Origin of the sequence: Streptomyces sp. NBC_00523, assembly GCF_036346615.1 — a bacterium.
In the GTDB taxonomy this organism is placed as follows: domain Bacteria; phylum Actinomycetota; class Actinomycetes; order Streptomycetales; family Streptomycetaceae; genus Streptomyces.
Window position 1 is genome coordinate 5,794,872 of record NZ_CP107836.1, and the last position, 18,258, is coordinate 5,813,129.

Consider the following 18,258-nt stretch of genomic DNA (forward strand, 5'->3'; position numbering starts at 1 on the left):
TGGGCAGCCGGGGCCCCCGCTCCGCGCGCGCGACACGAGGCGTTGCGCCGGGCGGCGGGACGGGGCCACCCGGACGGAGGGGCGGTCGCGGCGGGGTCCGCCCCCTCGCCGCGACCGCCCCCGCCCACCCCGGTCAGGCCGGGAGGGTCCAGAGCTGGTTGTCGCCGGCGTAGCAGGTCCAGAGCTGGAGCCGGGTGCCGTTGGCCGAGCTGGGCCCGGTCGCGTCCAGGCACTTCCCGGACGCGGGGTTCAGCAGCTCGCCGGTGCTCCGGTGCTGCCAGACCTGCGCCCCGGAGCCGTTGCAGTCGTAGAGCTGGACCTTCGCGCCGTTCGCGGTCCCGGCCGCGGCGACGTCCAGGCACTTGCCGAGCGCCCTCAGCGTGCCGTCGGTGCCGGTCGTCCACTGCTGGGCCCCGGTGCCGTTGCAGTCGTAGAGCTGGACGGCCGTGCCGTTGGCGGAGCTCGCGCCCGCCACGTCGACGCACTTGCCGCCGTAGCCGGTGATCCGGCCGGTGGCGCCCTCGGGCGGGGTGACCGGGCCGCCGTCCTGCCCGGCGGCCCAGGCGATCTCCTGGAGCAGGAGCTGATTCTGCCGGGCGCTCGCGAAGGTGGAGGAGAGGGCGGTGTTCGTCGCGTAGTCCATCGCGTTGTGGCCGAAGTTGTTGTAGACCATCCGGTAGTCGCGGTTCGACCACACGATCGGGTAATCCCCGCTGTACCAGGTCTGGTTGGGGTCGGTGCCGATGGGGAACGTCGAGGGGTCCATCGAGGCGAGGACGTCGATCGCGGGGTTCTTCCGCAGGTCGTTCTGCCAGCTGTACCACTCGCTCACCGACGAGGTGATCGTGGCCGGGAGCCCCGCCGTCGCCGGGTGCCCGGGGTCGTCCACGCGCAGCGTCTCCTGCGTGGGCCCCCAGGTGTTGGAGCGGAACGTGCCGGTGCCCAGGAAGGTGTTGTGGTACCAGGGCCAGTCGCTGGTGTCCGTGTTGAACGCGGACACGTGGAAGCCGACGAACCCACCGCCGTTCTGCACGTACGACTGGAAGGCGGACCGCTGCGAGGCGGTGTGCGGGTAGTTGTCGAGGAACATCACCACCTGGTAGCCGGCCAGCTCGGAGCTGTTCAGCCGGTTCCAGTCGGTCGTGGCGGTGTACGTGAAGCCGTGGGCGGCGCCCTGCTGGGCGAACCAGCTGTTCGCCTCGTGGTCGAAGCTGATGTGCGCCGCGTCGTACGTGCCGTCGTAGAAGGCCAGCACCCGGAACGTACCGGCGGCGGGGGCGGCGTGCGCCGGGGCGGCCTGCAGGCCGAGCACGAGGGCGGCGAGGGCGAGGAGCCGGAGCAGGAGTGCGGTGCCGTGTCTGACGCGCATGGGGGACTCCAGAGGTGGGCGGTGGAGCGCAGCGGCTGAGCAGACCGGAGTCTGCGCGTGTACACGACAGCCCGTCAAGGCATCTGTCAGGAAACCTTCCTGGCAGAAATTCGCGCATAACTCGAACGCTGCACGTCAGCACAGCTGACCTGCGACTTCAGAAGCCGTACGGGGATGCTGCGGTTTCCCGTGATCGCGGGCGGAGTGTCTACAGAGGTTGAAATACCGGCCCGTGCAAGGGGGTTGACGGGCGGTCGGCCACGCCTCTAGCTTCACGGCTTGAAATAAGGCCGGACGTGTTTCCTGTCATGGACCTGACTTCCTACCCCCCGCCCGCCACAGGAAGGCTCCCCATGCTTCATCCGCCCCACCGCCGCCGCAGACGGCGCACCGCCCCCCTGGCCATGGCCATGTCCGCCTCGCTGGCCGCCGCCGGGGCCCTGGTCGCCCTCGGCTCGGGGACCGCCGGCGCCGCGACCCCCGGCGCCCTGACCAACACCGGCAACGGCAAGTGCCTAGACCTCACCGACGGTTCGACCGCCGACGGCACGCCCGCCCAGATGTGGACCTGCTACCCCGGCAGCCAGAACCAGAGCTGGACGCTCAACGCCGACGGCTCGCTGACCGTGAAGGGCAAGTGCCTGGACCTGGCCGCGAACGGCACGGCCAACGGCACCGCCGTCCACCTGTGGACCTGCTACGGGAGCGTCGCCAGCCAGAAGTGGCGGCTGACCTCCGCCGGAGACCTGGTCAACACCGCCGCGAACAAGTGCCTGGACATCAAGGACAACAGCAACGCGGACGGCGCCCGCCTCCAGATCTGGGACTGCGCGGGCACCGGCAACCAGAAGTGGAGCTTCTCCGGCGCGGTGGACCCGACCGACCCCACGGACCCGCCCACGGGGAACAACCCGGACCTCGGCCCGAACACGGTGATCTTCGACCCGTCGATGTCCGCCTCGTCCATCCAGTCCAAGCTGAACAGCATCTTCAACCAGCAGCAGTCCGACCAGTTCGGCTCCCAGCGCTACGCGGTCCTGTTCAAGCCGGGCACGTACAGCGCGGACGTCAACGTCGGCTTCTACACCCAGGTCGCCGGCCTCGGCCTGTCCCCGGACGCGGTCAACATCAACGGCGCGGTCCACGCCGAGGCCGACTGGTTCCAGGGCAACGCCACCCAGAACTTCTGGCGCGACGCCGAGAACCTGTCCGTCACGCCGAACGGCGGCAGCGACCGCTGGGCCGTCTCGCAGGCGGCCCCGTACCGGCGCATGCACGTGCGCGGGAACCTCAAGCTGGACGACGGCGGCTGGTCCAGCGGCGGCTTCATCTCCGACTCCAAGATCGACGGACAGATCCAGTCGGGCAGCCAGCAGCAGTTCCTGACCAAGAACACCCAGATGGGATCCTGGTCCGGCTCCAACTGGAACATGGTCTTCGTCGGCGACCAGGGCGCCCCCGCCCAGTCCTTCCCGACCTACACCACTGTCGCCTCCGCCCCGGTCAACCGCGAGAAGCCCTTCCTGTACGTGGACGGCGCGGGCGCCTGGAAGGTCTTCGTCCCCGCCGCGCAGACCAACGCCTCGGCCACCACCTGGAGCGGCAAGAACCAGGCGGGATCCTCGCTGCCGCTGGACGACTTCTACATCGCGAAGCCCGGCGCGAGCGCGGCCGACATGAACGCCGCCCTGGCCGCCGGCAAGAACCTCCTCATCACCCCCGGCGTCTACCACCTCAACCAGACGCTCAACGTCACCCGCCCCGACACCGTCGTCCTCGGCATGGGCCTCGCCACGCTCATCCCGGACAACGGCATCACCGCGCTGACCACGGCCGACGTGGACGGCATCAAGATCGCGGGCGTCCTGGTCGACGCCGGTACGACCAACTCCCAGACCCTGATGCGGATCGGGCCCGACGGCGCGTCGGCGAACCACGCCGCCAACCCCGTCACGCTCAACGACGTGTTCTTCCGCATCGGCGGCGCGACCGTCGGCAAGGCCACCCAGTCGCTGGTCGTCAACACCAGCAACACGATCATCGACCACACCTGGATCTGGCGCGCCGACCACGGCAACGGCGGCACGGTCGGCTGGAACACCAACACCGCCGACACCGGGCTCGTCGTCAACGGCCAGAACGTCACCGCGTACGGGCTGTTCGTGGAGCACTACCAGAAGACCCAGGTCATCTGGAACGGCAACGGCGGGCGCACGTACTTCTTCCAGAACGAGCTGCCCTACGACCCGCCCAACCAGAGCGCCTGGAAGAACGGGAACACCAACGGCTACCCGGCGTACAAGGTCGGCGCGTCCGTGACCAGCCACGAAGCGTGGGGCCTCGGCAGCTACGCGTATTTCAACGTCAACCCGTCGGTGGTCGAGGACCACTCCTTCGAGGTGCCCCAGACCTCCGGCGTGAAGTTCCACGACATGGTCACCGTCGTCCTCGGCGGCGCCGGAACGATCAGCCACATCATCAACAACACCGGGGCGGCCGTCACGCCCAGCAGCAACGTCGCGTACCTCACCACCTACCCGTAAACCGGAGGGACCCCCCATGCCCCGATCACGCAGCAGATGGCTCACCGCGCTGCTCGGCGTCGTGCCCCTGGCCGCCGCCGGCCTGGTTGCCACGGCCGCCGCCCCCGCCTCCGCCGCCGCCAACCCCGGCCCCGGCTTCCCCGCGCACTACGCGGCTCCGTACGCGGAGATGTGGAACAGCCCGTCCAGCCTGATGAACGCGTACAACGCGACCGGCAACAAGTACTACACACTCGCCTTCATCGTCAGCCAGGGCACCTGCAACGCCACCATCAACGGCGACACCCCGGTCACCGACTCCGGCTGGAACAACGCCATCAACAGCCTGCGCGCGGTGGGCGGCGACGTGATCGCCTCCTTCGGCGGCGCGAGCGGCAGCGAACTCGCCTCCTGCAGCTCGGTGTCCGCGATGCAGGCCCAGTACAAGAAGGTCATCGACCAGTTCAACCTGACCCGCATCGACCTGGACATCGAGGGCAGCACCCTCGACAACACCGCCGCCAACGACCGCCGCAACCAGGCGCTGGCCAACCTGCAGAAGGACTACGCGGCGCAGGGCCGGAAGCTGGACGTCGACTTCACCCTCCCGGTCAGCCCCAGCGGCCTGGAGTCCAACGGCATCGCGCTCCTGAAGAACGCCAAGAGCCACAACCTCAACGTCAACCTGGTCAACATCATGACCATGGACTACGGCCCCGCCATGGACATGGGCCAGGCCGCGATCAGCGCCGCGAACGGCCTGCACACCCAGCTCGGCCAGATCTGGACCGACAAGTCCGCCGCCCAGCTCTGGGCGATGGAGGGCAACTGCCCGATGATCGGGATCAACGACACCGCCGCCGAGGTCTTCACCGTCCAGGACGCCCAGGAACTCGAAGCCTTCGCCGCGAGCAAGGGCATCCAGGAGCTCACCTTCTGGTCCCTCGGCCGCGACAACCAGGGCCAGAGCGGCACCCCGCAGAGCACCTGGCAGTTCACCAACACCTTCAAGGCCATCACGGGCGGCGGAGGCCCCGTCGACCCACCGGCCGGCACCACCACCATCAAGGGCTACGGCGGCAAGTGCGTCGACGTCGCGGGGGCCAGCAGCGCCAACGGCACCAAGGTCGACCTCTACACCTGCAACGGCACGTCGGCCCAGCAGTGGACCCGTAACGGCAACACCTTCCGCGCCCTCGGCAAGTGCCTGGACGTCGCGGCGGCCGGCACCGCCAACGGCTCGAAGGTCCAGCTCTACGACTGCAACGGCACCGCCGCCCAGTCCTGGACGACCGGTGCCAACGGCAGCCTGGTGAACTCCGGTTCGGGCAAGTGCCTGGACGTCACGGACTGGAGCACCACGGACGGCAACCAGCTCCAGATCTGGACGTGCGGCGGCACGGCGAACCAGTCCTGGACCCTGGCGTAACACCTGACGCCCCTGTCCGGCGCGATCGGACTCACCCGCAGCGGTGATGCCGGTCGCGCCAGATCGGTTTATTGGAGCGTCCCAGGCCTGGCCCTCGCAGGCGAGAGCCCCGCCGGTCCGTTGCGGTCCGGCGGGGCTCTGGTGCGTACAGACGCGGCCTGTACTACTTCGCCGTGGCGAGTCCGACGAACCCGGCCCAGGCGTTCTGCGACACCCGGAGGACAGGCCCGGCCACGTTCTTGGAGTCACGCACGTGCACGGCTCCGGCGCCGTTCGCGACCTCGATGCACTGGCCGCCCTCGGTGCCGCTGTAGCTGCTCTTGAACCAGGCGAGGGGTTCGGTGTTGTTCATAGTTCTCCCAGCAACTTCTTGATGAACGCCAGTGACTCTCGCGGGCTGAGAGCCTGTGAACGGATGATCCCATAGCGTGCGGCAGCGAGGACCGTCTGCGAGGCATCGGTTACCAGGGTGCTTGTGTTGAGCGCCTCGACGTACAGATACTTCTTGCCGTCCTTGCGCGTGATGACGGTGAACGGGCCGTTGACCCCGGCGTTGTCCTCGCAGTCGGTCGGCATCACCTGAAGCTCCACGTTGCCCCGCTCGCCGAAGAGCAGCAGGTGCTCCAACTGTCCCTTTATCACCTTGCGGCCGCCGTATCGGTGCCGCAGGACAGCCTCGTCCATGACGAAGCTCAGGAGCGGCGCAGGGCGGCGGTCGAAGATGTCCTGCCTGGCCAGCCTGGCTGCCACCCGTTGCTCGATCGTCTCCAGGTCCAGAGGCGGACGACGCATGTCGAGCAGCGCCCGCATGTAAGCCTCCGTCTGAAGCAGGCCGTTGACGACATGCGTGTCGTAGACGAGCAGCTCCATCGCCTGCTTCTCCAGCTGCGCCATGCCCTGGAAGAACACCGGGTACTGCGCTTTCTCCACCGGCTCCTTCCACACCGTGAGCAGGTTGTCCGCGCCCAACTCCTTGTCGGCCTGGTCGATCGCCCTGGGGGGCGGAATCCTCCGGCCCTGTTCGAAGGAGGCGATGGTTGACGCCGAGTACCCCAGACGGCGGCCCAGTTCGTCCCGCTGCATGCCCGCCCGTACGCGTAACGTCTTCAGGCTCTGCCCGAAGGCAATGACCACATCCTGACCCGCCTTGTCCGCCGCCTGGGCGGCGTCCATCTCTCCGGGGTCCACCCGCTCAGCCGTCATCGCACCCTGCCTCGCTCGATCGCGCCGTGTTCCACGTACTGGTGCCGACAGCGCGCGTACAAGGAGATCGCGTCGGTGCGTCACCACTGGTCACGCTACGCCACGGCGAGGACTCTCGTAGCCATGACGAGCAACATCGACAGCCCCCACCGCCACACACAACACACGCTCAACTTCCCCCACTTGGGCACCCCGAGTTTCGACATGCGGTTCACCTCCACGCCCCGGGGCGCGAGGCTGTCCCGCCGCCTGTCGGCGGTCCGGCTGGACGCCTGGGGACTGCCGTACGGGACGGAGGCGCACGAGGCGGTCGTCCTGATCACGGCCGAGCTGACGGCGAACGCGGTGCGCCACGGCCACGTGCAGGGCAGGGACTTCCACCTGCTGCTGCGCGTCGTGGAGCGCCCCGGTCCTACGGCCCGGATCGAGGTGACCGACACCCGGGGCGAACGCGTCCCGCCCCGCCCCGGCAAGCTCGCGGCGGCGGGCCTCGCGGACGACGGCCGCGGCCTGCTGCTGGTCGAGGGCCTGGCCACGCGCTGGGGCTGGTACCCGAGGAAGCAGGCACCGGGGAAGACGGTGTGGGCTGAGTACGAGCTGACGGCCGGCGGCGCGGATTAGCATGCGGGCATGGGACCGAGGACGGCACAGGCGGCGTACGTGAACGGCGAGGTCGCTCCGGACCTGTCGGCCACGCGATGACCAGCTTCCTGACCCACCGGGCGCACGTGCACGATGCCGGTCACCCCGTACACCGCCGCCACAACGCACTGCGGACCTGCCTCACCGTCTTCGCTCCGTACGGCCTCCGGGCGACGTACCACCACCTCACCCTCAGCGCCGCGATCCCCCGGCGGCTGGAGGCGGACCCGGACTCCCTCGTACGGGCGGTGGAGGAACTGCACGAGGCGCGGGTGCTGTGGCTCGCGCGGACGGAGGAGTACGCCGCGTGGCGCCGGGCGGAGAAGCGGGCGGGGCGGCGGGCTGTGGCGAGCCCGCGCCCGTGGTGGCTGCGGAATTGGTCGGAGAGCCCGAACCGCGGCTGGTACGAGGACCCGTTCCGCCATCCGCCGCTGCGGCTGCCCGCGTACGTCCGGCGCCAGAACGCGCTCCTGGACGGCGCGGACCTCCCCGGCTGCCCCGCCTGCGGCGACGAGCGACCACCGGTGTCCCACTCGTCCGGGCACGGCTGGGTGACGCTGTGCCCCGGGTGCGCCTGGGTGCTGGCGCCCTGCCCGTGCGGGCGGCGACACCCGGTCGTCCCGCAGACCCCGTACACCTGGACGGGGCTGTGGCGACGCGCCCACATGGGCAACGACGGCCTGCCGAGCCCGCATTGGCCGGGGCGCTAGGACACGGCCCGGCGCTGCCGGGGCAGTTCGGCATCCCGCACCGCGCTCGACGCGAGGGCGATGACGACGCCCAGCCCGGCGAAGGCGGCGCACCCGGCGAACACGGCGGCGGATCCCCAGGCCCCGATGGCGGCGCCGACCAGGGGATAGCTGAGAGGGGCGAGTCCGACCATGGCGAGCATGACGACGGAGGTGACCCGGCCGAGGTTGGCCGGGTTCGTGGCGGTCTGGATGAGGGCGTTGTCCAGGCTGCCGAAGATGCCTGCGGTGAGGCCGATGAGCGTGGCGAGGAGCGCGGCCTGCCAGAGGGCGGGTACCAGGGCGATGGTTGCCGCTCCCGCGCAGCCGGTGAGCAGGGTTCCGGCCAGGACCAGTCCCGCGCGGGGCAGCCATCCGGCAACGGCCAGCAGCGCGGCGCTCGCCGCGGCGCCCGCGCTGAAGCTGCTGACGATCCAGCCGTACCCGGCCGGGCCCCAGCCGCGTTCGGCGTTGAGGAGCACCATGCCGACGTTGAGGGTGCCGACGAGCCCGAGTTCGCAGACGGCGCAGGCGGCGACGAGCGGGCCGAGGAGGGGGTGACGGCGGATGTAGCGCAGGCCGTCGAGCAGTTCACCCCGCGCGGTGCCGGGGCCCGGCGGCTCCGCGCCCTCGGACGCGAGGGGCCGTATGCGTACCGTCAGCAGCAGCGGCACGGACAGCGCGAAGAGCACACCGGCGACGGCGAAGGCGGCCGCGGGCCCGCCCAGTCCCATGGCCAGGCCGCCGACCGGCGGGCCCGCGATCTGGCCGAGGCGCATCGACAGCGAGCGCAGGCCGGTGACGCGGGCCAGCTGGCCGGGGCCGGTGATGCGCGGCGGGAGCGCGCCGACAGCGGGTACGAAGAGCGCGTCCACGGCGCCGAAGGCGAGTGCGACTGCGACCAGGATCCACAACGCCGGCGAGGCCAGGGCGATACCGGCGGCCGCAGCGAGGATGAGGAGACAGCGCAAGGTGTCACTGCCGAGGATCACCCGGCGAGGGTCGAGCCGGTCGGCGACCACGCCGCCGCCGAGCATGAGTAACGCGCGCGGTATCGCCCCGGAGGCCATGACGAGACCGACTTCGGTGGGACCGGCGACCTTCTGGGCGGACCAGCCCAGGGCGACGAAGTACACGCTGTCGCCGACGAGGGACGCGGTGTACGCGGTGAGCCAGCGCAGCACGTTGCCGTCCCGGTGGGCCGGTGCGGTGGCGGGCTCGGACAGGGCTGTTTCCGGGGTGGCGGTCATGGCGGGCTCCGGTCGGGTCGGGGGAGGGGCAGGTCAGGGCCGGAAGGGGAAGCCGTACATGTGCACGGACACGTGCTCACGGTCCTCGGTGTCACCGGCGGCCTTGGCGGCCTTGCCGCGCTCCCGCCAGCGCCGGGCCAGTGCCTCGAACTCGTCGCTCATCCGGTCGAGTTCGTCCGGAGTCAGGTCGAGCAGCCACTCCGAGGTGTAGGCGGCGTCGGTCCACCGCTTCCCCCAGGCGGCCCTCTGGTCGAGATACGTGCGGTACTGGGCGACGCGGGTGTCGAAGATCCCCCGGGTCACCGCACCGACGGCCGCGGCGCCCTCCGGTGAGTCGGCGAAGTCCGAGTCCCGGAAGCCCCACCCTTCTTCGGACGCCACCTGCCACCACCGCTCCCGGCCGTCGCCGCCCTCGCCGCTCGTCTGGGCCACGAAGCCGTGCTCGGCCAGTTTGCGCAGGTGGTAACTGACCAGCGAGGGCGTCTCATCGACGTGCTCGGCGAGCTGGGAGGCGGTCGCGGTGCCCGCGGCGTACAGCAGCCGGTAGAGCTGCATCCGCAGCGGGTTCATGAACGCCCTCAACCGGGTCAGGTCGGTGATCTGCTCGGGCTCGTGCTTCGGTCGCATGCACGACACGGTAGATGTGAAGCGTAGACTTCGCAATATCCGCTTCACAGTGGGCCGTTGCGCGGCCCGACTCGACCTCGGGCGTGGCGGCAGGCCGCCACGCCCGAGGTCATGCCGCTGAGGTGCCCCTCCAGAGGTGGGCCCCGGCCGCGAACACGATCGGGTCCATGGCGGACAGCGTCGCCCGCACCCGCGCCTCGAACTCCGTACGGGCATCGGCCGGGAGGGCGTCGAAGTAGGCGCGGGAGCCGTGGGAGAGCCCCCAGTCCCAGAACGTGTCGGCGTCCGGGACGGGCAGGCGCTGCTCGATGGCGGTCTCGCCGATGCCGGTGAACCCGGTGGACGAGAGCAGCCGTTCCGCGTCCAGGGGGCGACTCGGCCGCCCCTGTCCCTCGGGAATCAGGGGCTGGAACTCCCGGAAGAGGGCCCCGTAGAACTCCCACTCCGGCGCGTCCTCGACGTCACCCGGGACGGAGAAGGAGAACACCCCGCCGGGGGCGAGGACGCGGCGGAACTCCCGGGCCGCCGCAGCCGGATCATCGAGCAGGTGGACGACGAACCCCGCACAGACCAGGTCGAAGGAGTCGTCGGGGAGGTCCAGTTGGTGAACGTCCATCACCCGCGCCTCGTGCACCTGCGGATACTGCGCCGCCAGCCGCTCGACCATCCCCGGAGCGCAGTCCACCGCCGTCACCCGGCAGCCACGGGCCGGCGCGGCACCGGTCAGGGCGCCGCGCCCGGCCCCCAGGTCGAGGACCCGGGTCCCGGGCCCGGGAGCGAGCCACGCCATGTGCTGTCGGGTGAACCCGGTGAAGAACGGCAGCACCTCGTCGTACACCGAGGCCAGTTGATCGAAGAGGGCGGTGGCCCGCGTCGCGGTCATGGCGGGCCATGCTGGCAGAGGGCACAGGCGGTCCGCACGCCCATTTCCACCGCGCTCAGCCGATCGGGAAGGTGGTCCCGGGGGCGGCGTAATCGACGGGACCGCCGAACCGCGCCGATGCACGCGCCACCGCTTGCTGCGGTGTGAGGAAGCGGCCGACGTGCGTGACGATCAGTCGGCCCGCCCCGGCCGTGCTCGCTGTGTCGCCGGTGTCCTCGGGCGTGTGGTGCACCTGCTCGCCCTCGGCCGGTGCCTGCGCACTCTCGGCTTCGCACAGCAGCACGTCGCATCCCTCGGCCAGCTCCGTGAGGCTCGGGCACGGTGCCGTGTCCCCGGAGTACACCAGCGATCTGCCCGCCGCCTCGATGCGCACGGCGAAGGCCGGCATGCCGTGCGACACCGCCCGGCTGGTCAGCCGGAGCGAGCCGGTGGCCGCCTGGTGCCCGTCGTGCAACTCGGTGACGGAGAAGGCGGATTCGATCGGGCTGCGGGCCGGAGTGTTGGTGAGGAAGCCGGCCAGCCGGTCGGCGATCCCGGGCGGACCGTAGAGAGGGATGGGCGCCGCGAGGCGGATGTCCGCGTACAGGGCTCCGTAGTACGCGGTGAGCAGGTCCGCGCTGTGATCGGCGTGCAGATGCGAGATCCAGATCGCGTCGAGCTCATCCAGCCGCACATGCCGCTGGAGCGGGCCGAGCGTCCCGCTGCCCGCGTCCACCCAGATACGGGTGTCCCCGCCCGACACCAGATAGCCGGAGCAAGGATTGTCCACGCTCGGGTAGGGCGTTGCGCAGCCCAGGACCGTGAGGCGAAAAGGCTCGTCACTCATCCCGAGATCCTAGAACACAGTTACGGGAGGCGACGTCTGGAAGACAGCTGCCCCGTAGCGCGATTCTGTGCGCGTGCGGCGCCGAACAGCGAGTGCGCCCGCCGCCCGAAGCGACGCCTTGCGGCTGACGTAACGGCAGTTTCTACGGTCGTGGGACAGGGCCGGAAACACCGGCCCGGTACGGCGAAAGCGCGAGGTGAAGGCGATGGAGTGGCCGACCGCCGAGGTGGTGCGGATGTCCGGGGTGACCGCCCGGACGCTGCGGCATTACGACGCGATCGGGTTGTTGCCGCCCGCCCGGACGGGGGCGGGCGGGCTCCGGTACTACGGGGAGGCCCAGCTCCTGCGGCTCCAGCAGATCCTGGTCCTGCGGGAGCTGGGGCTCGGGCTGGAGGACATCGGGCGCGTCCTGGCCGAGCAGGTCGACGCGGTGGAGGCCCTGCGCGGCCACCACCGGCGGCTCCTCGCCGAACGGGACCGGCTCGACACGCTGGCCGTCACTGTCTCGCGCACGATCGCCGAACTGGAACAGTCCAGGAAGGACGACGCACCCATGACCATCAACCGACCGGAGAACCTCTTCGAGGGCGTACAGCCGGACCAGTACCAGGAGAGCCTGCGCGACTTCCCCGCCCACGCCGAGCGGGTCGCCGAGCACGTCGACGGAAGGAGCCCCGAGGACATCGAGGCCGGCCAGCGCGACCGTACGGCCAGGATGATCCGCCTCGCCGAACTCCGGGCCGACGGGCACGCGGCCGACTCCGCCCCGGTCCAGGAGGAGGTCGACGCCCATTACCGGCTGCTCTCCGCCCTGCGCCCGGTGTCCGCCGACGAGCACCTGGCCATGGGCCGCTCCGTCGTGGACAACCCGGAATGGCGCGCGGCCTACGAAGCCATCGCGCCCGGCCTCGCCGCGTTCCAGCGCGATGCCATCGAGGCGTACACGGCGGACCGGCTCGGCTGAACGGACGCCCGTGCGAGGATCACCGGCGTGACGAGCGACTTCGAACTGTCCCTGGACGAGCTGAGGGCCGTAGCGCGCTACGCCACCGAGGCGGCGCAGGACGTCCTGGCGGTGTTCGAGGACGCACACCCCGGAGATGTACGGCCCCGGGCCGCCATCGAGGCGGCCCGGGAGTTCATCGGCGGCGCGCCCAGGACCCGGCTCCAGCGCGTCGCGTCGATGGACGCCCACCGCGCCGCGAAGGACGCGGCCACGGAGGCCGCCCGCCTCGCCGCGCAGGCGGCCGGCGACGCCGCGTCCGCCGCCTACCTGCACCCGATCGCGAAGGCCCACCAGGTCGCCCACATCCTGCGCGCCGCCGCGAACGCTGCCCGCATCGCGGAGATCCGCGCGGGCGACGATCCCGGGGCCGGGGAGCGGGCCGTGGAAAGGGTCCGTGAGCAGGCCGCGCCGGTCCTGATCGACGTCCTCCGGCGCTACCCGCCCGCCCTCGGGGGCAGGAGCCGCGCCGCGCAGCTCATGGCCGCGCTGGACGCCTCCCTCCGCCGGGTCCCGTAGGCGCGGAAGAGGCGCGGGGCGCCGTGCCGCAGCCCCGCCTCCAGCCGGTCCGCTGCCGTGGGAGTACTGGCCGGGCGCGGGCGTTGCGCGTGTGACACTCCCGAGTGGGCTTCATGCCCCTCCGGCTGTTCGACAGCGACGGTCGTTTTGATGGATATTTACAGAAGAAAGGCAGGTTCAGCAGAAATGCATAGACCCAGTGCGGTCGAGCGCGCTTTGCGCGAGGCCGCGCCCCACGAGGTTTTCGACGTGTTCCGTTCCACGGTCGTGCGCCGCCATGGCGCCCTCGCCGTCGATCTTCTGCTGGTCGACTACGCCATGACGCGGCTGCAGCCCGTCGAGGTGCTGCCGCACACCCGGCCGCCGGTATCCGTCTACGACAGCGCTCCGGGTCGTGCGTTCGGTGCTCAGGAACCGCAGTGTGTGCATGACCGCTCGGCGTCCGAGGCGACGGTATACCTGCCGGTCAGCGTCCGGGGTGACCGGCTGGGCGTTCTCGGTGTCACCCTGCCCGTGGGCGACGGGGTCGAGCCCGCCGTGGTGGAGGACCTGCAGGCCTGCGCCGACGCGCTCGCGCATGAAGTGGTGGTCGCCGGGCGGGACACGGACCTCTTCCTGCAGGCGCGCAGGGCGGAGCGGCTCACGCTTGCCGCCGAGATGCAGTGGCAGTTGCTGCCCGGGCGCTCGTGTTCGCGGCCGGAGTACAGTCTGGGCGCCCAGCTGGAGCCTGCCTACGCGATCTTCGGTGACTGCTTCGACTGGTCGGCCTCGGCTGATGACCTTTACGTGACCGTCAGTAACGGCATGGGTGAGGGCATCGATGCCGCCTTGCTGACGAACCTCGCCGTCAATGCCCTGCGCAATGCCCGCCGCGCCGGGCTGAGCCTGGGCGATCAGGCGTATATGGCCGATCAGGCGGTGTACGCGCAGCACCGGGGCAACCAGTACCTTTCGACGCTGTTGTTCCGTTTCCACGTTCCTACGGGACGGGTGGAGATGATCGATGCCGGCTCCCCGAAGGTCTGGCGCGTGCGCCGGGGGGTGATCGAGACGGTCGAGATGGAGGCGCAGGCGCCGCTGGGCATGTTCGAGGACACCGAGTACACACCGCAGTACTTCGAGGTCGAGCCGGGAGACCGTCTCCTCTTCGTCAGCGACGGTGTCTACGACGCTCTGTCCCCGGACGGCGAGAAGTACCGCCGGCGCGCGTTGGCCGGATCGATCAACAGCACTCGCCTACTGCCCGCTTCGCAAGTGCCGAGGGTGATGCTGCAGGAATTGCTGGACCATCGCGGTGCGGGTCCGGCAGAGGACGATTCCCTTGTGCTGTGCCTGGACTGGCTGGGCCGTGCGGGTAGCGGCGATCGCTGAACCCCGACTGCGTGGGCATGTGGTCCAAGATGCGAAGATTGTGCGCCCCATGTGTGAGAGGCGTCTCCAAGGGGGCGGGCAGCTTGCGGTGCGGAGGCTCCGGGAGGGATGGTTGCCTCCAGGCAATCGTCTAGTTGATGAGGTGAGGGATTCGCGCAGCGGGTCCTCGGTCTTTGGTTTCCACTCAAGCTCACTCCCCGCGGCACACGGGTACGGACCCCTTCTGGGGCCAGGCTCCGTACCCGGTTCTCGTGGCCGACGCCCGGGGCGCCGTGGTGCGCTGCAATGACGCCGCACGCCTTCTCCTGCCCAGCGCCTTGCCCGGGACGCCACTCGCGGACGTGGTCCCGGCCTGGCTCAGTGCCGCACACGCCACGCTGAGCGCTCCCGGTCGACACCCGGCCCGGGACGCCGGGGAGCCGCTGCGCGGAGATATCGCCGGACGGCATTTCGAAGCGCACCCCAGTGCGCAGAGCGAGGGCCGGGTGGCATGGTGGCTGGTGGATGACAACGATCACCAACTGGTCCGGGAGGCTCTGCGGATGGAGCGGGAGCGGACCGCCTTCCTCGCGAAGGCGTCCAGCACGCTGCTCGCCTCCCTCAACCTGGGACGTTGCATGGACGTGACGGCGCTGCTGGCTGCCGAGAGCCTCGCGGACGCCGCACTGGTCGTCGCCCCGGATTACGGGCACCGGCTGCCGTTGGTGACGTGCCTGCGCGGCAGTGGCCCGGTCCAGTCCACCGTGAAGGTGAACCCTGACGACGTGCCGGGTCTGGGCGAGGCGATGCGCGGGTTCCCCCCGGTTCCCTCACGATGGATCGACCCGTCCACAGCCCCCGGCTGGATGTTGCCGCAGGAACTCGGGACGGTCGGCTCGATCGTGATCACCCCCCTGCCCGGACAGGGGGTTCCCGCCGGGGCGCTCATCCTGCTCCGGAAGACGGGAACCGCGGCCTTCAGCGAGGAGGAGGAGGTCTTCGCCAGGGTATTCGCCGCCCGCGCCGGTGCCGCGATGTCCGCCGCCCGGCTGTACGCGGAGCAGACCGCGATCACCGACGTGCTGATGCGTGAGCTCATGCCCCCGGTCCTGCACCAGATCTCCGGGGTGGACTTCGCCGGCCGCTACCGGCCTTCCGGAGATCATGAGCGCATCGGGGGCGACTTCTACGATGTGCACCCGGCCGCCGTCGAGGGCGAAGCCTCGCTGGTCTCTCTCGGAGACGTGTGCGGCAAGGGCCTGGAAGCCGCTGTGCTGACGGGCAAGATCCGTAACACTCTGCACGCTCTGCTGCCCCTGGCCGGCGACCACCAGCGCATGCTCGGCCTGCTCAACACCGCCTTGCTCAGCTCCCACCACACCCGCTTCGCCACCCTGGTCCTGGCCTCCGCCGTACGACGCGGAAACAAGGTGGACCTCGACCTCACCAGCAGCGGTCATCCCTGCCCCCTGATCATCCGAGCGGACGGCAGCGTCGAGGAGGCCGACACGCACGGCACCCTGATCGGTGCGATCCCGGACATCTCCGCCACCACGGCCGCCGTCTCGCTCGCACCCGGTGAGTCGTGTGTCCTCTACACCGACGGCATCACCGAGGCCAAGGGCGGGCCGATGGGCGACGACATGTTCGGTGAGAAGCGCCTCAAGCGCGCCCTGTCCCAGTGCGCGGGCATGCCCGCCGAGGGGATCGCCGAGCACGTACAGATGCTGGCCGCCCAGTGGCTCGGCAACCGCACTCACGACGACATGGCCGTCGTTGTGATCGCCGCACCCCACACGCATCACCTGAGCGCGGTGGACGGACACACACGGGGCAGGTTCACCGCATGAATACCAGCTCCCGGCCTCGCGCGGCCGGTGCCTCGCTCGAAGAGCCCGTGGAGCGGCTGTGGGAAGCCGTCGCGGCCATGGACGAGCACGCGGCCACCGAGCTCGTCCTGCGGATGCTGGATGAGGGGATCCCCGCGGAGAGCGTCCTGCTCGACGTGATCGCCGTGGTGCAAGGCCGCGTCGGTCAGGAGTGGGCGTCCAACCGGCTCAGCGTCGCCCAGGAGCACGCGGCGACCGCCATCAACGACCGTGCGGTCACCGCGGTGAGCCTGCACCCCACCGCACGTACGGCCGCCAACCGGGGGCGCGTCACCGTCGCCTGCGTCGACGGTGAATGGCACGCCCTCCCCGCCCGTCTGCTCGCCGAGGTCCTGAAACTCCGTGGCTGGCGGGTGGACTACCTCGGAGCCCAGGTCCCCACACCGCACCTCATCTCCCATCTCCACAACACCCGGGCGGATGCGGTGGCCCTGTCCAGTTCCCTCGCCACCAGGCTGCCGACCGCGCACGCGGTGATCACCGCGTGCCAGGCGATCGGTGTCCCGGTCATCGTCGGCGGGGCCGCCTTCGGTCCGGAAGGCCGCTACGCGAAGCTGCTGGGCGCCGACGCATGGGCACCGGACGCCCGCGCCGCCGCCGACCGTCTCATCAGCAGCCCACTGCCGCTGCCGTCGCCCGATCACCAGCAGGTCGACGACCTGCCACATCTGGCCGACCAGGAATACACCATGGTCACCCGCACCGGCGCCACGCTCGTCCAGACAGTCTTCGCCGCGCTGGAGGACTCCTTCCCCGTCCTCCGCGACTACACCGACGCCCAGCGTGAACGGACCGCGGAGGACCTCGCGCACATCGTGGAGTTCCTCGCCACCGCCCTCTACCTCGATGACGACGAACTCTTCACCTGGTTCACCACCTGGACCGCGGAGATCCTCCAGGCACGCGGCGTACCCGCCCACAGCCTGCTCCCGGCCCTGGACCTCCTGAGCCGCGAACTCAAGGACTTCCCCCGGGCCGTCCGTATGCTCACGGCCGCCGCCCACACCCTGACCGCCGCCATATCCACCGCCGCCGGGAACCCCGTATGACCACACACCCCGATCACCTGCAGCTGACCACGACCGACTCCCGGGACAGCATCCTCGTGGAGATACGCGGAGACCTCGACTACATCGGCGCCGATCGCCTGGTCGATGAGGTCAGCGGCCGCCTGTCGAAACGGGCCGCGCCGTCCGAGCTGCGTCTGCGCTGTGCGCACCTCGGCACCATCGACTCCATGGGCCTTTCGGCCCTGCTGATGATCCACCGCCTCACCACCGCGGCAGGGGTGCGTCTCCACCTGGATGACCGACCTGCCAAGCTGGAGCGGCTCCTGGACCTCACCGGAATCCGCAGCCACCTCATGGGCCCAGGCGGCGAGGGTGCCGCGAATCCCCCGGCACCACACGACAACGCCGTATCGGCCGGTCCCACCGCACCGGACGCGAACACCTGAACCTCTCCCGACCGTTCACTGGACATAAGCACCCACCGACGGGGAATCCGTGACCGTACCAGACGCCGCCCCCAGCAACACCTGGCACGAGGCAACTCGGTCCGCCAGCGCCTTGACCGAACTCCTCGACGTGATGTGGGAGCACGCCAGACACTCCACCACCGGCACCACAGCCCCCAGCTCCACCTCACAGCTGCGCCTGATGTACGTCGTCGACCGCGAGAACGGCATACGCATGCGCACCGTCTGCCAACGTCTGGCCTCAGCCCCCCCGACGGTCACCCGTATGTGTGACCGGCTTCAGGCCATCGGCCTTCTCGAACGTCGGCCCTGCCCGGACAACGGCCGCGAGGTCACCCTGCGACTCACCCGCACAGGCAAAGAACACCTGCAACGTATCCGTGAGCAGCGCGACACCATGCTCCACCAGGCCATTGACAGAATTCCCCCCACCGAGCGCGCCGCCCTCGCCATCGGACTCGCTGCGCTTCAGGCACAACTGGACACCGCCGCCGGTGAAAGACCCCACGTACCCGCCGACCACTCCGCTGCCTGAACGCCG

The 18,258-nt window shown here is 70.3% G+C and carries 18 protein-coding genes; 11 read left to right on the plus strand and 7 right to left on the minus strand.

Going from position 1 to position 18,258, the window contains the following annotated elements; genetic code table 11:
* Nucleotides 1-133: 133 nt before the first annotated feature.
* Nucleotides 134-1,369 (minus strand): ThuA domain-containing protein, encoded by a 1,236-nt coding sequence (locus OHS17_RS26320; RefSeq protein ID WP_330314126.1) that lies wholly within the window; start codon nt 1,367-1,369, stop codon nt 134-136.
* Between the two features lie 353 nt (nt 1,370-1,722).
* On the opposite strand from OHS17_RS26320, the gene OHS17_RS26325 reads away from it, so the two are divergent.
* Entirely contained in the window at nt 1,723-3,912 is a 2,190-nt protein-coding gene (locus OHS17_RS26325; RefSeq protein ID WP_443066151.1) for an RICIN domain-containing protein, read from the plus strand.
* Between the two features lie 16 nt (nt 3,913-3,928).
* Nucleotides 3,929-5,320, plus strand: coding sequence for a ricin-type beta-trefoil lectin domain protein (locus OHS17_RS26330; protein ID WP_330314127.1), 1,392 nt, complete (start codon nt 3,929-3,931; stop codon nt 5,318-5,320).
* Between the two features lie 163 nt (nt 5,321-5,483).
* Here the strand turns inward: OHS17_RS26330 and OHS17_RS26335 are convergent, their stop codons facing one another.
* On the minus strand, nt 5,484-5,672 hold the full coding sequence (locus tag OHS17_RS26335; protein ID WP_330314128.1) for a DUF397 domain-containing protein: 189 nt from the start codon (nt 5,670-5,672) through the stop codon (nt 5,484-5,486).
* Nucleotides 5,669-6,523, minus strand: a complete 855-nt coding sequence (locus OHS17_RS26340) for a helix-turn-helix domain-containing protein (RefSeq protein WP_330314129.1) — start codon at nt 6,521-6,523, stop codon at nt 5,669-5,671. The genes OHS17_RS26335 and OHS17_RS26340 overlap by 4 nt, the downstream gene beginning before the upstream one ends.
* Before the next feature lie 123 nt (nt 6,524-6,646).
* On the opposite strand from OHS17_RS26340, the gene OHS17_RS26345 reads away from it, so the two are divergent.
* Together OHS17_RS26345 and OHS17_RS26350 are read left to right on the plus strand one after the other, a co-directional pair.
* Nucleotides 6,647-7,144, plus strand: coding sequence for an ATP-binding protein (locus tag OHS17_RS26345; RefSeq protein WP_330314130.1), 498 nt, complete (start codon nt 6,647-6,649; stop codon nt 7,142-7,144).
* Nucleotides 7,145-7,221: 77 nt separating this feature from the next.
* Nucleotides 7,222-7,875, plus strand: a complete 654-nt coding sequence (locus OHS17_RS26350; RefSeq protein WP_330314131.1) for a hypothetical protein — start codon at nt 7,222-7,224, stop codon at nt 7,873-7,875.
* Here OHS17_RS26350 and OHS17_RS26355 read toward each other — a convergent pair.
* The 4 genes from OHS17_RS26355 to OHS17_RS26370 form a co-directional block, all read right to left on the minus strand.
* Complete coding sequence (locus OHS17_RS26355; RefSeq protein WP_330314132.1) at nt 7,872-9,143, minus strand: MFS transporter; 1,272 nt, start codon at nt 9,141-9,143, stop codon at nt 7,872-7,874. The genes OHS17_RS26350 and OHS17_RS26355 overlap by 4 nt on opposite strands.
* A 33-nt stretch (nt 9,144-9,176) precedes the next feature.
* Entirely contained in the window at nt 9,177-9,770 is a 594-nt protein-coding gene (locus OHS17_RS26360; protein WP_330314133.1) for an ArsR/SmtB family transcription factor, read from the minus strand.
* Nucleotides 9,771-9,879: 109 nt separating this feature from the next.
* Nucleotides 9,880-10,653, minus strand: a complete 774-nt coding sequence (locus OHS17_RS26365; protein ID WP_330314134.1) for a class I SAM-dependent methyltransferase — start codon at nt 10,651-10,653, stop codon at nt 9,880-9,882.
* A gap of 55 nt (nt 10,654-10,708) precedes the next feature.
* Complete coding sequence (locus tag OHS17_RS26370; RefSeq protein WP_330314135.1) at nt 10,709-11,479, minus strand: MBL fold metallo-hydrolase; 771 nt, start codon at nt 11,477-11,479, stop codon at nt 10,709-10,711.
* Between the two features lie 205 nt (nt 11,480-11,684).
* Between OHS17_RS26370 and OHS17_RS26375 the strand changes: the two genes are divergently transcribed.
* The 7 genes from OHS17_RS26375 (at nt 11,685) to OHS17_RS26405 (ending at nt 18,252) form a co-directional block, all read left to right on the plus strand.
* Nucleotides 11,685-12,443: a MerR family transcriptional regulator gene (locus tag OHS17_RS26375; RefSeq protein ID WP_330314136.1), complete on the plus strand. Its 759-nt coding sequence runs from the start codon at nt 11,685-11,687 to the stop codon at nt 12,441-12,443.
* A gap of 27 nt (nt 12,444-12,470) precedes the next feature.
* Nucleotides 12,471-13,001 carry a putative immunity protein gene (locus OHS17_RS26380; RefSeq protein WP_330314137.1) on the plus strand — a complete coding sequence of 177 codons (531 nt, stop codon included), beginning with the start codon at nt 12,471-12,473 and terminating at the stop codon, nt 12,999-13,001.
* A 186-nt stretch (nt 13,002-13,187) separates the two neighbouring features.
* Nucleotides 13,188-14,372 carry a PP2C family protein-serine/threonine phosphatase gene (locus tag OHS17_RS26385; RefSeq protein WP_330315359.1) on the plus strand — a complete coding sequence of 395 codons (1,185 nt, stop codon included), beginning with the start codon at nt 13,188-13,190 and terminating at the stop codon, nt 14,370-14,372.
* Nucleotides 14,373-14,647: 275 nt separating this feature from the next.
* The gene (locus tag OHS17_RS26390; protein ID WP_330315360.1) at nt 14,648-16,201 is read left to right on the plus strand and encodes a PP2C family protein-serine/threonine phosphatase; all 1,554 of its coding nucleotides are present in this window, start codon (nt 14,648-14,650) and stop codon (nt 16,199-16,201) included.
* Entirely contained in the window at nt 16,198-17,289 is a 1,092-nt protein-coding gene (locus OHS17_RS26395) for a cobalamin B12-binding domain-containing protein (RefSeq protein ID WP_330314138.1), read from the plus strand. Before OHS17_RS26390 ends, OHS17_RS26395 begins: the two co-directional genes overlap by 4 nt.
* The gene (locus OHS17_RS26400; RefSeq protein ID WP_330314139.1) at nt 17,286-17,696 is read left to right on the plus strand and encodes an STAS domain-containing protein; all 411 of its coding nucleotides are present in this window, start codon (nt 17,286-17,288) and stop codon (nt 17,694-17,696) included. The genes OHS17_RS26395 and OHS17_RS26400 overlap by 4 nt, the downstream gene beginning before the upstream one ends.
* 49 nt (nt 17,697-17,745) lie before the next feature.
* Entirely contained in the window at nt 17,746-18,252 is a 507-nt protein-coding gene (locus OHS17_RS26405) for a MarR family winged helix-turn-helix transcriptional regulator (RefSeq protein ID WP_330314140.1), read from the plus strand.
* Nucleotides 18,253-18,258 lie beyond the last annotated feature (6 nt).

What these genes read in the sequence shown, in the direction of transcription:
- OHS17_RS26320 (WP_330314126.1), bottom strand. Translation starts at nt 1,369, where the DNA reads ATGCGCGTCAGACACGGCACCGCACTCCTGCTCCGGCTCCTCGCCCTC.
- OHS17_RS26325 (WP_443066151.1), top strand. Translation starts at nt 1,723, where the DNA reads ATGCTTCATCCGCCCCACCGCCGCCGCAGACGGCGCACCGCCCCCCTG.
- OHS17_RS26330 (WP_330314127.1), top strand. Translation starts at nt 3,929, where the DNA reads ATGCCCCGATCACGCAGCAGATGGCTCACCGCGCTGCTCGGCGTCGTG.
- OHS17_RS26335 (WP_330314128.1), bottom strand. Translation starts at nt 5,672, where the DNA reads ATGAACAACACCGAACCCCTCGCCTGGTTCAAGAGCAGCTACAGCGGC.
- OHS17_RS26340 (WP_330314129.1), bottom strand. Translation starts at nt 6,523, where the DNA reads ATGACGGCTGAGCGGGTGGACCCCGGAGAGATGGACGCCGCCCAGGCG.
- OHS17_RS26345 (WP_330314130.1), top strand. Translation starts at nt 6,647, where the DNA reads ATGACGAGCAACATCGACAGCCCCCACCGCCACACACAACACACGCTC.
- OHS17_RS26350 (WP_330314131.1), top strand. Translation starts at nt 7,222, where the DNA reads ATGACCAGCTTCCTGACCCACCGGGCGCACGTGCACGATGCCGGTCAC.
- OHS17_RS26355 (WP_330314132.1), bottom strand. Translation starts at nt 9,143, where the DNA reads ATGACCGCCACCCCGGAAACAGCCCTGTCCGAGCCCGCCACCGCACCG.
- OHS17_RS26360 (WP_330314133.1), bottom strand. Translation starts at nt 9,770, where the DNA reads ATGCGACCGAAGCACGAGCCCGAGCAGATCACCGACCTGACCCGGTTG.
- OHS17_RS26365 (WP_330314134.1), bottom strand. Translation starts at nt 10,653, where the DNA reads ATGACCGCGACGCGGGCCACCGCCCTCTTCGATCAACTGGCCTCGGTG.
- OHS17_RS26370 (WP_330314135.1), bottom strand. Translation starts at nt 11,479, where the DNA reads ATGAGTGACGAGCCTTTTCGCCTCACGGTCCTGGGCTGCGCAACGCCC.
- OHS17_RS26375 (WP_330314136.1), top strand. Translation starts at nt 11,685, where the DNA reads ATGGAGTGGCCGACCGCCGAGGTGGTGCGGATGTCCGGGGTGACCGCC.
- OHS17_RS26385 (WP_330315359.1), top strand. Translation starts at nt 13,188, where the DNA reads ATGCATAGACCCAGTGCGGTCGAGCGCGCTTTGCGCGAGGCCGCGCCC.
- OHS17_RS26395 (WP_330314138.1), top strand. Translation starts at nt 16,198, where the DNA reads ATGAATACCAGCTCCCGGCCTCGCGCGGCCGGTGCCTCGCTCGAAGAG.
- OHS17_RS26400 (WP_330314139.1), top strand. Translation starts at nt 17,286, where the DNA reads ATGACCACACACCCCGATCACCTGCAGCTGACCACGACCGACTCCCGG.